The organism is Bradyrhizobium sp. SZCCT0148 (assembly GCF_018129985.1).
GTDB lineage: Bacteria > Pseudomonadota > Alphaproteobacteria > Rhizobiales > Xanthobacteraceae > Bradyrhizobium > Bradyrhizobium japonicum_H.
In genome coordinates this window covers 70695-86808 of sequence record NZ_JAFCKT010000001.1, presented here as the reverse complement: position 1 = coordinate 86808, position 16114 = coordinate 70695, and the positions used below count along the sequence as shown (strand labels likewise).

At 65.6% G+C, this 16114-nt stretch carries 11 protein-coding genes; 5 read left to right on the top strand and 6 right to left on the bottom strand.

The features are described from left to right. Positions 1 to 60 precede the first annotated feature (60 nt). Positions 61 to 2535 (bottom strand): ATP-dependent helicase HrpB, encoded by a 2475-nt coding sequence (gene hrpB, locus JQ580_RS00400; RefSeq protein WP_212277789.1) that lies wholly within the window; start codon positions 2533 to 2535, stop codon positions 61 to 63. Positions 2536 to 2660: 125 nt separating this feature from the next. After that, positions 2661 to 3977: a UDP-glucose dehydrogenase family protein gene (locus JQ580_RS00395; protein ID WP_212277787.1), complete on the bottom strand. Its 1317-nt coding sequence runs from the start codon at positions 3975 to 3977 to the stop codon at positions 2661 to 2663. Positions 3978 to 4173: 196 nt separating this feature from the next. On the opposite strand from JQ580_RS00395, the gene JQ580_RS00390 reads away from it, so the two are divergent. The 3 genes from JQ580_RS00390 (at position 4174) to JQ580_RS00380 (ending at position 9287) form a co-directional block, all read left to right on the top strand. Then, complete coding sequence (locus JQ580_RS00390; RefSeq protein ID WP_212277785.1) at positions 4174 to 5241, top strand: acyltransferase family protein; 1068 nt, start codon at positions 4174 to 4176, stop codon at positions 5239 to 5241. Positions 5242 to 5370: 129 nt separating this feature from the next. After that, on the top strand, positions 5371 to 8451 hold the full coding sequence (gene polA / locus JQ580_RS00385) for a DNA polymerase I (protein ID WP_212277783.1): 3081 nt from the start codon (positions 5371 to 5373) through the stop codon (positions 8449 to 8451). A gap of 200 nt (positions 8452 to 8651) precedes the next feature. Further along, complete coding sequence (locus JQ580_RS00380; protein WP_212277781.1) at positions 8652 to 9287, top strand: LysE family translocator; 636 nt, start codon at positions 8652 to 8654, stop codon at positions 9285 to 9287. A 139-nt stretch (positions 9288 to 9426) separates the two neighbouring features. Here JQ580_RS00380 and JQ580_RS00375 read toward each other — a convergent pair whose 3' ends face one another. Then, positions 9427 to 10053 (bottom strand): glutathione S-transferase family protein, encoded by a 627-nt coding sequence (locus tag JQ580_RS00375; RefSeq protein ID WP_212277779.1) that lies wholly within the window; start codon positions 10051 to 10053, stop codon positions 9427 to 9429. Positions 10054 to 10226: 173 nt separating this feature from the next. Between JQ580_RS00375 and pyrE the strand changes: the two genes are divergently transcribed. Together pyrE and JQ580_RS00365 are read left to right on the top strand one after the other, a co-directional pair. Then, a complete protein-coding gene (gene pyrE, locus JQ580_RS00370) occupies positions 10227 to 10790 on the top strand; it encodes an orotate phosphoribosyltransferase (protein WP_212277777.1) in 564 nt (187 codons plus the stop codon). Positions 10791 to 11084: 294 nt separating this feature from the next. Further along, complete coding sequence (locus JQ580_RS00365) at positions 11085 to 11867, top strand: DUF2865 domain-containing protein (protein ID WP_212277775.1); 783 nt, start codon at positions 11085 to 11087, stop codon at positions 11865 to 11867. A 149-nt stretch (positions 11868 to 12016) separates the two neighbouring features. Here JQ580_RS00365 and JQ580_RS00360 read toward each other — a convergent pair whose 3' ends face one another. From JQ580_RS00360 to JQ580_RS00350, 3 genes are all read right to left on the bottom strand, one after another. Next, positions 12017 to 12448 (bottom strand): hypothetical protein, encoded by a 432-nt coding sequence (locus tag JQ580_RS00360; RefSeq protein WP_038973194.1) that lies wholly within the window; start codon positions 12446 to 12448, stop codon positions 12017 to 12019. A 117-nt stretch (positions 12449 to 12565) separates the two neighbouring features. Beyond that, on the bottom strand, positions 12566 to 13237 hold the full coding sequence (gene pdeM, locus JQ580_RS00355; protein WP_212277773.1) for a ligase-associated DNA damage response endonuclease PdeM: 672 nt from the start codon (positions 13235 to 13237) through the stop codon (positions 12566 to 12568). Between the two features lie 42 nt (positions 13238 to 13279). Then, positions 13280 to 15877 (bottom strand): ligase-associated DNA damage response DEXH box helicase, encoded by a 2598-nt coding sequence (locus JQ580_RS00350; protein WP_212279163.1) that lies wholly within the window; start codon positions 15875 to 15877, stop codon positions 13280 to 13282. Between the last annotated feature and the right edge of the window lie 237 nt (positions 15878 to 16114).

The window sequence follows — 16114 nt, the reverse complement described above, 5'->3', positions numbered from 1 at the left end:
TTGCCGCGGTCGGAGCGACGCTATTTTGACGAAAAGGATGAGCGGACGGTTAATGCGACTTCACGTCCCGCGCGGTTTGGCACGTCGGGTCGGCACTGCGCTGGCCGGATCGTCCGGCCAGGGATGACGGGGATAGCGGCCGCGCAGGTCGGAACGGACCGCGGCGTAGCTGCCGCGCCAGAAGCCGGGAAGATCGCGCGTCACCTGCACCGGGCGCTGCGCCGGCGACAGCAATTCCAGCACCAGCGGCACCTTGCCGGCGGCGACCGAGGGATGGGTGTTGAGACCGAACAATTCCTGCAGCCGCACCGCGATGGTCGGCCCCTGCTCGGCCTCGTAGTCGATCGCGAGCACGCTTCCGGTCGGCGCCTCGAAATGCGTCGGCGCCTCGCGGTCGAGCCGCGCGCGCATCTCCCACGGCAGCAGCGCCATCAGCGCGTCCGAGAGATCGCCGGGCGAGATGTCTTTCAGCGCGATCTTGTCATAGAGCGCCGGCACCAGCCAGTCGTCACGCCGCGCGATCAACCCGTCGTCCGTGAGATCGGGCCAGCTGTCGCCCTCGGCCTTCCGCAGGAACATCACGCGATCGCGCCATTGCTTGGCGGCCTTCGACCAGGGCAGCCGATCGAGGCCGGCGGCAATCAATCCGTCGGCGAGGATGCGCGCGGTGTCCTCGGAGGGCGACACGGCCATCGTCGCTTCGGAAAGTGTGATCGCATGCAGCACGCGCTTGCGCCGCGCGCGCAGCGCCATCGCGCCGTGATCGAAGGTAATCTCGTCGGCGGCCTCGATATGCTCGGCGAAATGCCGCTCGATCTCGTCTTCGCGGATCTGTGCCGCGAGCAGGATACGTCCGCTCGCCGCCGTCCCCGTCATCTCGCCGATCGCGATGTAGGAAGCGCGGGCGAGCGAGGAGGTCTGCTCGACCGCGGCGCCGCGGCCGTTGGCAAGCACAAAACTGCCATTTCCTCGGTTGCGCGCGACGCGGTCCGGGAACGCATAGGCGAGCATCAAACCGGTCGAGAGCCCCTCCTGCGGTCCCGCCTTCTCTGAAGCTCCCACTTGCGAGGCCCAACGCCGCGCCAGATCGCGCGCGCTGGCAGCGCGCGGCGAGCGGTCGCGGCGGAACTGGTCGCGCCGGTGCTCGAGATCGACGCTATCGCCGCCTAGCCCGCGCTCGGTGATGATGGCCGCGATCTCGGCGGCGGCTTCGCCCTCGCCGGCGCGATGCGAATCCACGATCATACGTGCCAGCCGCGGCGGCAGCGCCAGCGCACGCAGGCTTTTTCCCTCTGCGGTGATGCGGCCGTCGCCATCGAGTGCGTTGAGCTCTTCGAGCAGGCTTTTTGCCTCTTTCCACGCGGGCCCCGGCGGCGGATCGAGGAACGACAGCGCTGAGGGATCAGCGACGCCCCATTGCGCGAGATCAAGCACCAGCGAGGACAGGTCGGCGCTGAGGATTTCCGGCTGGGTGTAAGGCGCCAGCGAAGCCGTCTGCGGCTCGTCCCAGAGCCTGTAGCAGACACCCGGCTCGGTGCGGCCGGCGCGGCCGCGGCGCTGGTCCACCGCCGCGCGCGAGGCGCGCACGGTTTCGAGCCGTGTCAGCCCAATGTCGGGCTCGTAGCGCGGCACGCGGGCCAGCCCGGAATCGACCACGATGCGCACGCCTTCGATGGTCAGCGAAGTCTCCGCGATCGAGGTTGCCAGCACCACCTTGCGCATGCCCTTGGGCGCAGGCGAAATCGCACGGTCCTGCACGGCGGCGTCGAGCGCGCCGAACAGCGGCACGATCTCGATCGAGGCATCCTGCACGCGCTCGCCGAGAAAATTCTGGGTGCGGCGGATTTCGGCAGCTCCCGGCAGGAAAGCGAGCACGGAGCCGCCGTCGGCGCGCAGCGCGGACGCAATGGCATCCGCCATCTGCCGCTCGATCGGCGCATCTGCCTTGCGGCCGAGATAGCGCGTCTCGACCGGGAAGGCGCGGCCTTCGCTTTCGACGACGGGCGCATTGCCCAGCAACCTTGCGACGCGTGCGCCATCGAGCGTGGCGGACATCACGAGAATCCGGAGGTCCTCGCGCAGGCCGGTCTGGGCGTCGCGGGCCAGCGCGAGGCCCATGTCGGCATCGAGCGAGCGCTCGTGGAATTCGTCGAACAGGACGGCGGCAACGCCTGACAATTCGGGATCGTCGAGGATCTGGCGGGTGAAGATGCCCTCCGTCACCACCTCGATGCGAGTCGCGCGCGAGATCTTGGAGCCGAACCGGACGCGGTAGCCGACGGTCTCGCCGGCGCGTTCGCCCAGCGACTTGGCCATGCGATCGGCGCTGGCACGCGCGGCGATTCGGCGCGGCTCCAGCACGATGATCTTCTTGCCCTTCGCCCAGGGCGCATCGAGCAACGCGAGCGGCACGCGCGTGGTCTTGCCGGCCCCGGGCGGCGCCACCAGCACGGCGGCGTTATGCGCCTCCAGCGTGCGCGAGAGGTCGTCGAGCACGGCATCGATGGGTAAGGGCGCGTCGAAGCTGCGGGGCAAGACATGATCCCGTCGTCATGCCCGGCCTTGTGCCGGGCGTCCACGTTCTTTCATCTGGCAGTGAACAAGACGTGGATGGCCGGGACAAGCCCGGCCATGACGGCAATTCAAGGAGATGTGTACGATCAGCCCTGCACGGGCGGCCGACCGATGCTGTCATAGGTGAAACCGGCCGCGACCATCTCCTCGGGACGGTAGATGTTGCGCAAATCGACGACGACGGGCTGCGCCATCACGGTCTTCAGCCGGTCGAGATCGAGCGCACGGAACTGCACCCATTCGGTGACGATGACGAGCGCATCGGCACCTTCGGCGCAGGAATAGGCGTCCTCGCAATAGGTGATGTCGGGCAGCTCGCCCTTGGCCTGCTCCATGCCGACGGGATCGAACGCCTTGACCTTCGCGCCCATGTCGATCAGGCCCGTCACCAGCGGGATCGACGGCGCATCGCGCATGTCGTCGGTATCGGGCTTGAAGGTGAGGCCGAGCACCGCGATGGTCTTGCCGCGCAGATTGCCGCCGAGCGCCTGGCTCACCTTGCGCGCCATCGCCCGCTTGCGGTTCTCGTTGACCGCCAGGACGGATTCGACGATGCGCAGGGAGACATCGTAATCCTGCGCGATCTTGATCAGCGCCTTGGTGTCCTTCGGGAAGCAGGAGCCACCGAAGCCGGGACCGGCATGCAGGAATTTTGTCCCGATGCGGTTGTCCAAGCCAATGCCGCGCGCGACCTCCTGCACGTTGGCGCCGGCCTTCTCGGAAAGATCGGCGATCTCGTTGATGAAGGTGATCTTGGTCGCGAGAAACGCGTTGGCGGCGTACTTGATCATCTCGGCGGTCCGGCGCTCCGTGAACATCAACGGCGCCTGGTTCAGCGACAGCGGACGGTAGATGTCACCCATCACCTTGCGGCCGCGCTCGTCGGACGTGCCGACCACGACGCGATCGGGAAACTTGAAGTCGCGGATCGCCGCGCCCTCGCGCAGGAATTCCGGGTTGGAGGCGACCACGACATCGGCGTCGGGATTGGTCTCGCGGATGATGCGCTCGACCTCGTCGCCGGTGCCGACTGGCACGGTCGACTTTGTCACCACGACGGTGAAGCCGGTGAGCGACCGCGCGATCTCTTTCGCTGCGGCATAGACGTAGGACAGGTCGGCGTGGCCGTCGCCGCGGCGGGACGGCGTGCCGACCGCGATGAACACGGCATCGGCGTCCGCGACCGGCTTCGACAGGTCCGTGGTGAAGTCGAGCCGCTTGGCCTTGACGTTGGTTGCGACCAGCTCATCGAGCCCGGGCTCGTAGATCGGAATCTCGCCGCGGTGGAGCGCCGCAATCTTCTTCTCGTCCTTGTCGACGCAGGTCACGTCGTGACCAAAATCGGCAAAGCAGGCACCGGACACCAGTCCCACATAGCCCGTGCCGATCATCGCGATACGCATGAAAATCCCTGCTTTGGTTAACGAATGATGCTGCTTTGCAGCGGTCTTAGAGCATTTTGAGGTCCTCGGGGAAGAGGTCAGCCCAAGAAAAGCAGCCGGAAAGCCGGCATGCGAATTGTACAGTAAAGGGGACCGAAACCAGACACCGCCATACTGCCTCGCTCTTGGGCGGAACATCGCCTCGAAAAGGGACATCATGACCTCATTCGGCACAATCGCCGCGGCCGGAGGCTTAGAGAGCCCGGCGGCCGCGCGTGTCGACTGGATCGACTACGCCAAGGGCATTTGCATCGTCATGGTCGTGATGATGCATTCGGTGCTGGGGGTCGAGCTCGCCGCCGGCCAGACCGGTTTCATGCATGTCGCCGTGGCCTTCGCAAAGCCGTTCCGGATGCCGGATTTCTTCCTGATTTCGGGCCTGTTCCTGCCGCTGGTGATCGACCGGGACTGGCGAACCTATCTCGACCGCAAGGTGGTGCATTTCGCCTATTTCTATGTCGTCTGGGTGACAATCCAGTTCGGCTTCAAGGCGCCCGCTTTCGCGGCAGAGACGAGCTGGCACCACGTTGGCCTCTTGTATCTCGAATCCTTCGTGGAGCCTTTCGGTACGCTGTGGTTCATCTATCTGCTGCCGATCTTCTTCGTCGTCACAAAACTGACACGCAAATTCCCGCCGCTCGTGATCTGGCTGGTCGCAGCCGCACTCGAGACCGCCCGTATCTCCACCGGCTGGACCGCGATCGACGAGTTCTGCGCCCGCTTCGTCTATTTCTATTCGGGCTATCTGTTCGCGCCTTACGTGTTCGCACTGTCGGATCGCGCGCGTAAGCACCCGGCGCTTGCGCTTGCAGCGCTCGCGACGTGGGCGCTGGTCAATGCCGGCCTGGTCGCCTCGGGGGCCAGCGAGTGGAAAATCGTCTCGCTCGTGCTCGGCTTTGCCGGTGCCTGCGCCATCATCACCACGGGCACGCTGCTCGCACGCGCACAGTGGCTGAACTTTTTCCGCTTCTGCGGCGAGCATTCGATCGTGATCTATCTCGCCTTCTTCCTGCAGATGGCGGCGACGCGGACGCTGCTGCTGCGCACCGGCATCATCCCCGACATCGGCACGGTGTCGCTGATCGTCACCGTCGCCGGCGTGCTCGGCGCGCTCGCGATCTGGCAGGTGGCGCTGCGGCTGCACGCCCATTTCCTCTTCGAGCGGCCAGAGGCGTTCTGGATCGCGCCGAAGAAGGCGGGGCCGGTGTTGCAGGCGGCGGAGTAGCCTCGCTCCACGTCATCCCGGGCTCGCGCTTCGCGCGCCCCGGGATGACAGTGGGGATAGCGGCATCCGCAAGCCAAAAATCACCCTTCCAAGGCTGTCAAAACCCGCAAAAATTCATACATTGCGGCCATGCCAAAAAGCTCCCCGAAGACCACCGCCAAAGCTGACACCAAGGCTGCTGCGTCCAAAGCCACCGATACCAAGCCCGCTGCTGCGACAGCTGCTGCCAAACCGGTTGCGGCCAAGGCGGCCGGCAAGGGCGATCATGTGTTCCTGGTTGACGGTTCCGGCTACATCTTCCGCGCCTATCACGCGCTACCGCCGCTGAACCGCAAGTCCGACGGGCTGCAGGTCAATGCCGTGCTCGGCTTCTGCAACATGTTGTGGAAGCTGCTGCGCGAGATGCCCGAGGACAACCGGCCGACGCACCTCGCCATCGTGTTCGACAAGTCGGAGGTCACCTTCCGCAACAAGATCTATCCGGAATACAAAGCCCACCGCGCGCCGGCGCCGGACGACCTGATTCCGCAATTCGCACTGATCCGCGAGGCCGTGCGCGCCTTCGATCTGCCGTGCCTGGAACAGGGCGGCTTCGAGGCCGACGATCTGATCGCGACCTATGCGCGGCAGGCCAGCGAGCGCGGCGCCACCACGACCATCGTGTCCTCCGACAAGGATTTGATGCAGCTCGTGAACGATAAGGTCATGATGTACGACACCATGAAGGATCGCCGCATCGGCGTCCCCGAGGTGATCGAGAAGTTCGGCGTGCCGCCGGAGAAGGTGGTCGAGGTACAGGCCCTGGCCGGCGACTCCACCGACAACGTGCCCGGCGTGCCCGGCATCGGCATCAAGACCGCCGCGCAGTTGATCACCGAATATGGCGACCTCGACCAATTGCTGTTCCGCGCCACCGAGATCAAGCAGCCGAAGCGGCGCGAGGCGCTGCTCGAGAATGCCGAGAAGGCGCGGATCTCGCGGCAGCTCGTGCTGCTCGACGACAAGGTCGACCTCGAGGTGCCGCTGGACGACCTCGCGGTTCACGAGCCTGATGCGCGCAAGCTGGTCGCCTTCCTCAAGGCAATGGAATTCACCACGCTGACGCGGCGCGTGGCCGAATATTCTCAAATCGATCCGGCCAACGTCGATGCCGACCCCGGCTATGCCAGCGGCGCCAGCGTCTTCACGACGCTCCCGGCCTCGGACGTCGTGCCCGCGCCGGGAGGCGATACGCCGGGACAAGCCCGGGCGAAAGAGCCCAACAAGGCGGCGGGCAAGGAGGACAAGGCCGCGAGCCCGAAGGGCGCGCCGATCTCGCTCGCCGCCGCGCGCGAAGAGGCCCTGCGCAAGCTTCCCGTCGACCGAAGCAAATACCAGACGATCAAGTCGCTCAAGGAGCTCAACGCCTTCATCGCGCGAATTCATGATACCGGCCATATCGCGGTCGAGATCCGCGGAAACTCGATCGATCCGATGCAGGCCGATTTCTGCGGCATCGCGCTCGCGCTGGCGCCGAACGAGGCCTGCTACGTGCCGCTGGCGCACAAGCAATCCGGCGGCGGCGCCGGCCTGTTCGACGCCGGCCTCGCACCCGACCAGGTCAAGCACGAAGATGCGATCGAGGCGCTGCGGCCCGTGCTGGAATCGGCGGGCATTCTCAAGATCGGCTTCGACCTCAAATTCACCGCCGTGATGCTCGCGCAGCACGGCATCACCTTGCGCAACACCGATGATGCGCAATTGATCTCCTACGTGCTCGACGCCGGCCGCGGCTCGCACGCGATCGAATCGCTGTCCGAGCGCTGGTTCGGCCATGCCATGCTGAAGGAGAGCGAGCTGCTCGGCAGCGGCAAGGGCAAGATCACGTTCGACCAGGTGCCGATCGACAAGGCCGCGGCGCTGTCGGCCGAAGGCGCCGACGTCGCCTTGCGCGTCTGGCGCGTGTTGAAGCCGCGCCTGGTCGCCGAGCACATGAACACGGTCTACGAGACGCTGGAGCGGCCGCTGGTCGCCGTGCTTGCGCGCATGGAGCGGCGTGGCATCTCGATCGACCGCCAGGTGCTGTCGCGACTCTCGGGCGACTTCGCCCAGACCGCAGCGCGCGTCGAGGCCGAGATCCAGGAGATCGCTGGCGAGCCGGTCAATGTCGGCAGCCCCAAGCAGATCGGCGACATCCTGTTCGGCAAAATGGGACTGTCCGGCGGCACCAAGACCAAGACGGGCGCATGGTCGACCACCGCCCAAGTGCTCGACGAGCTCGCCGAGCAGGGCCACGATCTTCCGAAGAAGATCCTGGAGTGGCGCCAGGTTTCGAAACTGAAATCGACCTACACCGACGCGCTGCCGACCTACGTCAATCCGCAGACGCATCGCGTGCATACGACCTACGCGCTGGCCGCGACCACTACGGGCCGGCTGTCGTCGAACGAGCCCAATCTGCAGAACATCCCTGTTCGTACCGAGGACGGCCGCAAGATCCGCCGCGCTTTCATCGCGACGCCCGGGCACAAGCTGGTCTCCGCCGACTATTCGCAGATCGAGTTGCGGCTGCTCGCGGAGATCGCCGACATTCCGGTGCTGAAGCAGGCGTTCCGCGACGGGCTCGACATTCATGCCATGACCGCGTCGGAAATGTTCGGCGTGCCGGTCGAGGGCATGCCGAGCGAGATCCGCCGCCGCGCCAAGGCGATCAATTTCGGCATCATCTACGGCATCTCGGCCTTCGGCCTCGCCAACCAGCTCGGCATCGCGCGCGAGGAAGCCTCGGCCTACATCAAGAAATATTTCGAGCGCTTCCCCGGCATCCGCGCCTACATGGATGAGACGCGCGACTTCTGCCGCAGCCACGGCTACGTCACCACGCTGTTCGGCCGCAAGATGCACTATCCCGATATCAAGGCGTCGAACGCCTCGGTGCGCGCCTTCAACGAGCGCGCCGCGATCAATGCTCGGCTGCAGGGCACCGCGGCCGACATTATCCGCCGCGCCATGACGCGGGTCGAGGATGCGCTCGCCGAGAAGAAGCTGTCGGCGCAGATGTTGCTGCAGGTGCACGACGAGTTGATCTTCGAGGTGCCGGACGCCGAGGTCGCAGCAACGCTGCCGGTCGTGCAGCACGTCATGCAGGACGCGCCGTTCCCGGCCGTGCTGCTCTCGGTGCCGCTGCACGTCGATGCGCGCGCGGCGAACAATTGGGACGAGGCGCATTGAGGCTGCTTGTCCCTGATGCTGCGCAGTGCGCCGCACTTCGCGGCGTGATGCGCTGCTGATCGGGCTCACGCCGCGCCAACTGGATACCGGCTCTGCGCCGCGTCCGGGACACGCGAGTTGAATTGTCCTCCGAGCAATTGCGCGATGGCCGCGCTTCGCCTCGCATATTAGAACCAGTGCATCTTCGCACCGGTTCGCTCATGCCCCACACTTCCGCCCTGCTCGGCTTTGCCCTCGTCTGCCTCAGTCTCGTGCTCACCCCGGGACCGAACATGATCTATCTGATCTCGCGATCGATCACGCAGGGCCCGGCGGCCGGCATCGTCTCGCTCGGCGGCGTCGCGCTGGGCTTCGTGTTCTACATGCTGTGCGCGGCGTTCGGCATCACGGCACTCTTGCTCGCCATTCCCTTTGCCTATGACGCACTGCGCTTTGCCGGCGCGGGTTATCTGCTGTGGCTCGCCTGGCAGGCGGTGAAACCGGGCGGACGGTCGCCGTTCCAGGTGAAGCAGCTTACCATCGACAGCCCGCGCAAATTGTTCGCGATGGGCTTCGTCACCAATTTGCTCAACCCGAAGATCGCGATGCTGTATCTGGCGCTGCTGCCGCAGTTCATCGATCCCGCGGCCGGCAGCGTGCTGACGCAGTCGATCGTGCTGGGCGCGATCCAGATCGCGATCAGCGTCAGCGTCAACGCGATGATCGCGCTCGCGGCCGGATCGATCGCGCTGTTCCTGGCGAACCGGCCGAACTGGATGCTGGTGCAGCGCTGGCTGATGGGCACGGTGCTGGCCGGCCTTGCGGTGCGGATGGCGGTGGAAGCGCGGAAGGTTTGAGGCGCGACACTGTCTTGCCCCGCCAAGGCGGGCATCCAGTACTCCGCGGGTTCTCGGCTCGATCACTGGCGTCACGGCGTATTGGGTCACCCGCCCCAGTGCGCAAGTGCGCACAGGGCGGGTGACGACAGCATCCAAATCAATCCAGCTTCGCTTCCATGCCCCGCTTCACCGCCGGCCTTGCCATCAGCGCCTCGTACCAGCGCTTGACGTTGGGGAAGTCGGTCAGCTCAACCTTGTGGCGAGGGTGGCGCCAGGCCCAGCCCAGGATGGCAAAATCGGCAATCGAGAGGGCGCCGGCAACGAATTCGTGGTCCGCCAGCCGGCGGTCGAGCACGCCGTAGAGCCGGCGCGTCTCTGCCATGTAGCGCTTCAGGCCGTAAGCGCGGTCCTGCTCGTTTTCGAGCGCGATGAAATGGTGCACCTGGCCGGGCATCGGGCCAAAGCCGCCCATCTGCCACATCAGCCATTCATAGACCGGGATTCGGGCACCGAGCGCTTTCGGCAGGAATTTGCCGGTCTTTTCACCAAGATAGAGCAGGATCGCGCCGGATTCGAAGATGCTGACGGGCTTGCCGTCCGGACCCTCGGGATCGACGATCGCCGGGATCTTGTTGTTCGGCGACAGCTTCAGGAACTCCGGCGCCATCTGCTCGCCCTTGGTGATGTTCACCGGGACCGCCTTGTAGGGCAGCCCCATTTCCTCCAGCGCGACCGAGATCTTGCGGCCGTTCGGCGTGTTCCAGGTGTGCAGCTCGATGGTCATGCCTTGCTTCCTTCCCCAACCAGTTTGGCATCCCACCTACTCCAGAACGTCGCGCCCCCACAACCAGCGGTCCGGGATGGCCGATCCCTGTTGACGAGGGACGCCCCCTCTGGAATGTCGCAGCCGTCGCGGATAAATTCCGCCACTTTCAAAAATGCTCCCGAGGGACCGCCGTGTCGAAATCAGCCTCCCGCGCCCGACTGTTCGAAATCATCCGCCGGCGCTCCTTCGGCCGCGGCGAGGTGACGCTCGCGTCGGGCCGCAAGAGCGATTTCTACTTCAACCTCAAGCCGACCATGCTCGACCCGGAGGGAGCAACCCTGCTCGCCGAGCTGACCTATGAGGCGCTGAAGGACGACAATCTCGATTTCATCGGCGGCCTCGAGATGGGCGCGGTGCCGCTCGCCGGCGCGCTGGCGCAGATCTCCTGGATCAAGGGCCACCCGATCGCGGCGTTCTTCGTGCGCAAGAAGCCGAAGGAGCACGGGGCCAAGCTCGCGATCGAAGGCCTGCCAAAAGGCGAAACGCTCGAGGGCAAGCGCGTCGTGATCGTCGAGGACGTCACCACCACTGGCGGCTCGGCCATGAAGGCGGTGGAATCTGTGCGCGAGACCGGCGCCGAGGTGGTGCTGGTGCTGACCATGGTCGACCGCGAGGAAGGCGCCACCGACACGTTCGGTGCGGCCGGCTTGCCGTTCCGCTCGCTGTACAAGGCGTCGGAGTTCTTGAAGGCCTGATCCAGTCCTCGTGTCCCGGGCGCGGCGCAGCGTGTAACGCTGCGACGCGGAATCGGGACCCAGCCTCGCTTCCCATCGACACGGCCCCGGCTCTGCAGCGCACCTCGACGCGAAGTGCCTGGCGCTGTGCCGCGTCCGGGGCACGAGACCATCCGCTTCAACCGCTCATTTACCATCCCGCTTTATGGTGAATCATGTGCTGAGATCCCCTTGGGGTCCCGGCCAGTTCCGTAGCGTCGGGTGGAGTGAGCGTTGCGTACAGTCATGTCCCATGCGCGCCGGCGGCGACGCGCGATGCTTGTAGCCGCCACCCTTGCAGCACCGCTGCTTGCGGCGCCGGCCCCGGTTTCGGCCGAAGGCCTGTTCGACTTCTTCTTCGGCGGCATGCAGCAGCAGCAACGGCCGCAGCGCGAGGTGCCGCAGCAGGCGAGTTCCTACGCCGATCCGTTCACCGGCCAGCAGAATGCCGCCACTCCGCAATATGTGCCGCCGACGCGCGCGGCCGCGGCCGGGGGCTCCGGCCCGGCCTTCTGCGTGCGCAGCTGCGACGGCAAATATTTTCCGCTGATGCGCGGCCTCGCCTCGCCGGCACAGATGTGTCAGGCGTTCTGTCCTGCCAGCGCGACCAAGGTTTATTTCGGCTCTTCGATCGACGGTGCGGCGTCTCAGACCGGCGAGCGTTACGCCGACAGCGAGAACGCCTTCGCCTACCGCAAGGCGTTGCGTTCGGACTGCACCTGCAACGGCCGCGAGCCGGTCGGCCTTGCCCCGGTCGATCTCGCGCTGGACTCCTCGCTGAAGGCCGGCGACGTGATTGCCACCACCGACGGCCTCGTCGCCTATACCGGCATCCGCGTCGGCAACGATCAGGCCGCGGATTTCACCCCTGTTGCGTCCTATCCCGGCCTCACCGCTCAGGTCCGCGCCCGCCTCGGCGAGATGAAGGTGGCCCCGGTGCGGGCAGAGACGGTGTCGGCGGATGCGCCTGCCGCGGAGATCGTGCGTGAGACGCTGCCGGATGTGACGGTGCCCAAGACGACGGCGCAGAAGCCGGCGAAGCGGGCGGGATTGGATTAAGCCACAACTCTGACCAAACCGTCATTGCGAGCGAAAGCGACGCAATCCAGAATCCCACTGCAGAGATACTCTGGATTGCTTCGTCGCTTCAGCGCAAGATTGCTGCGCAATTTTGTCGCGAGCTCCTCGCAATGACGGAGGTTGTCGCGTTATCGTCCGATGATCACGCCGATCACGTTCGGCGCCGCCAGATATTTCTCTTCGATCGCCGCGCGCGCGGCGGCGCGGTTGTCCGGGGTCAGGAGCCCGCGCTTCTCGGCCAGGATCATCCAGCAGAAGCCCCACCAGTCCGTCAGCATGCCCTGATCGCCGACGAGGTCATAGCCCTGCTCGGCCGCGAAGATGCGCGCATGGGCTTCGTCCAGCGTGTCCAGGAAAAGATGATCCTCGGTCGAGAACAGATCGTCGCTGACGTCGTCGATGGTGTAGCCCCAGATCGACTGGCACACCGCGTTGAACTCGCGGTCGAACTGGTCGTCGTCGATGCGCTGGCGCCGCGCCGCCTGATGCAGCCGCGACAGCGAGCGCGCGAAATCGGCGATCCGGGTGAGGGCAAATTGATCGAAGGCGATGGTGGACATGTAGTCCTCGCAAAGTCTGACAGACGCTAGATATTGTGCCGGCAACTCGCCGAATCACAATGATATATCAAAGACTTGCTAAAGTGTTCTTAATTTGTTCTGGACCCCGCCTCAATTTCAGGAACACCGCGAGGCCGCAATCGCATGAACGCGGCGATCGCCGAGCAGATGGGCAATGAAGCCATTCTTCGGGAAGATCTTCGCAAATGCGACGTCACGGATGTTGAGGCCGCCCGCATAGGCGCCGAATGCCGGCATCACCGCGCGCATCCCGTCGGAGGCAAAGCAGCGCCGCTCCATGAAGCGGCCGCGCGCGGAGACGCGCGCCTTGGGATGGAGATGGCCGGCGATCTCGCCGCACGCACCAGTCGGCTCGTGACGGAAAGTAATCGGGCCGATCGCGACTTCGTCGGCGACAGCGCCGCCGAGATCGCTAGGCAGCATCGGATCGTGATTGCCAGAGATCCATATCCAGTCGCGGCCGGTCTGGAGCGCTGCGACCGCATCGCGATTGTCCGACGACAGCCGCTCATGCGCGGTTCGATCATGAAAGCTGTCGCCGAGTGCAATCACGGTTCGCGGATCATGGCGGGAGATGGCAGCAGCAAGACGGCTCAGCGTGGCCAGCGTATCGTAAGGCGGCAGCAGCACGCCGCGGGCGGCGAAGCTGGAGCCTTTTTCCAGATGCAGGTCGGAGACGACGAGCAAACGCTGCTCTTCCCAGAACAGCGCGCCGGAGAGATCGGCGGCGAAGGTCACCTCGCTGATGGTGACTGTGGACACGCGCATGTCGTCGTCGTCCCCTGAAACCTGCGCGCCAATCGTCACGTCTTACCCGCTTCTGTCCATCGCTTCTTTGACGAGTTCATCGGCGGCTTCGGCCAAAAGCTCATCTGCAGCTTCGCCATAAACTGACTCGCGACCGATTTCCAGCATCACGGGGACGGCCAGCGGGGAAACGCGGTCGAGTTCCCGATGGGTGATCCGGCCGTGGATGCGCATCAGCATGTCGCTAAGGCGGCGCAGATCGAGCAGGCCGGTGGCGGCATCGGCCCGCGCGGCGCGCAACAGGACGTGATCGGCCTGATGCTTGCGCAGCACGTCGTAGACGAGATCGGTCGAGAACAACACCTGGCGGCGACTCTTTTCTTCGCCGGTATGCCGGCGTGTGATCAGGCCGGAGATGATCGCACAGTTGCGGAAGGTGCGCTTCATCAGGGCGGATTCGGCGAGCCAGGCCTCCAGATCGTCGCCGAGCATATCGGGGTCGAACAGCGCATTGAGATCGATCCGGCCATTGCGGATCATGGAGGAGAGATCGCCGAGCGCCCAGATCGCAACGGCATATTCGTTGGCGACAAAGCCGAGGGGCCGGGCGCGGGCGCGCTCGAGCCGGCGCGTCAGCAGCATGCCGAGCGTCTGATGCGCGAGGCGTCCCTCGAAGGGATAACAGACGATGTAGTGCTTGTTGGCGCGCGGAAAGCTTTCGACCAGGAGCTCGCGCACCGCCGGCACGCTGCTGACGTCCTTCTGCAGCGACAGCCAGTCGCGCACCTGCTCCGGCAGGCCGCGCCATGCGCGCGCGTCATCGAGCAGCCGGCGCACGCGTTCGGCGAGATAGGTCGAGAGCGGGAATTTTCCGCCCATATAGGACGGCACTTTCGGGTCCTTGTCGTGCGCGCGCGAGACATAGACCTGGTCCTCGACCAGGGTCTCATAGCGCACCACCTCGCCTGAGAATACGAAGGTATCGCCGGGCGAGAGGCCCTCGATGAAGGCCTCCTCGATCTCGCCGAGCAGCCGGCCGCCCCGCGCGATCACGCCCGTGGAACCGCCGGCTTTGCCATGGCCGCCGCCGCGCGAGCGCACCAGGCGCACCTTCAGCATGTCATCCTCGACGATGGTGCCGACATTCATGCGGTAGCTCTGCCGCACCTTGGGATTGGCGACGCGCCAGCGACCCTCCTTGTCCTGCTTGATGCGGGCGAAGCGTTCGTAGGTCTTTAGCGCGTAGCCGCCGGAGGCGACGAAATCGACGACATCGTCGAAATCCGGACGCGACAAGTCGGCGTAAGGCGCGGCGGTGCGCACCTCGGCATAGAGGTCATCGGAGAGGAACGGCTCGCCGCAGGCACAGCCCAGCACATGCTGGGCCAGCACGTCGAGGCCACCTTTGCGCAAGGGCGGCGTGTCCTGCGCGTTCTCGGCAATGGCGTCGATCGCGACGTGGCACTCCAGCACTTCGAAACGGTTGGCCGGTACCAGCACCGCGCGCGAGGCTTCGTCGAGGCGATGGTTGGCGCGACCGATCCGTTGCATCAGGCGCGAGGAGCCCTTGGGCGCGCCGATATTGACGACGAGATCGACATCACCCCAGTCGACGCCGAGATCGAGCGAAGAGGTGCAGACCACGCCGCGCAGCTTTCCTGCGGACATGGCGTCCTCGACCTTGCGGCGCTGGGAGACGTCGAGCGAGCCGTGATGCAGCGCGATTGCGAGGCCGTCGTCGTTCATGCTCCAGAGATTCTGGAACAGCATCTCGGCCTGGCTGCGGGTGTTGACGAAGACCAGCGTGGTCTTGTTCGCCTTGATCAGCTCGTAAATCTCGGGGAGTGCGTGGCGCGCGCTGTGGCCGGCCCAGGGCAGGCGCTCGCGCGTATCGAGCATCTCCACCTCGGGTGGCGCGGCACCGCCGGCAACGACGATGTCGGCGGCGGTCTCCTTGCCGTCGGGCTGCGGCACCAGGAAGCGCGCGAGCTGATCAGGCTCGGCCACCGTCGCCGACAGGCCGATCGCGCGCATCTGCGGTGCCAGCCGCCACAGCCGCGCCAGCCCGAGCGAGAGCAGATCGCCGCGCTTGGACGTCACCAGCGCATGCAGTTCGTCGAGCACGATGCGCTTCAGCGAGGCGAACAGGAACGGCGCGTCATCCGAGGACAGCAGCAGCGCGAGCTGCTCGGGCGTCGTCAGCAGCACGTCCGGCGGATAGCGCCGCTGCCGCTGGCGCCGCGACACCGGCGTGTCGCCGGTGCGGGTCTCGACCTTGATCGGCAGGCCCATCTCCGCAATCGGCCGCTCCAGATTGCGCGCGATATCGACGGCGAGCGCCTTCAGCGGTGAGATGTAGAGCGTGTGCAGGCCGCCGGACCGTTGCACGCTGCGGCCGGTGGAGACGAGGCTTTTCTTCTCGCTGGTCTCCCGCTCGATCGGCTGTAGCGAAAGCTCCACCAGTGTCGGCAGAAATCCCGCCAGCGTCTTGCCGGCACCGGTCGGTGCGATCAGCAGCGCGGAGCGGTCCTCACGGGCCTTCTCCAGCAGCGCCAATTGGTGCGTGCGCGGTGACCAGCCGCGGGCTGCGAACCACGCGTTGAAGCGCTCGGGTAGCAGCGCAGGCGTTTCGGCCCGAGGTTTGAGAATGCGGCGCGTCACACCATGACAGGTAAGCCGTGAGGGCGGTTTCGTCGAGGGGTGCTGCCCTCCGCGCCGGGCGGCCGAGCAATCGCTCATGCGCCATCCATTGAAGCACGCTGGTCCCCCATACCGTCATGGCCGGGCTAAACATCAAGCCCGGCCATCCACGCCTTGCGTGTAGCACTGAGAACGTGGATGCCCGGGACAAGCCCGGGCATGACGACCTCTTGTGATCGTCTGTAAGGTTCCGGCCGC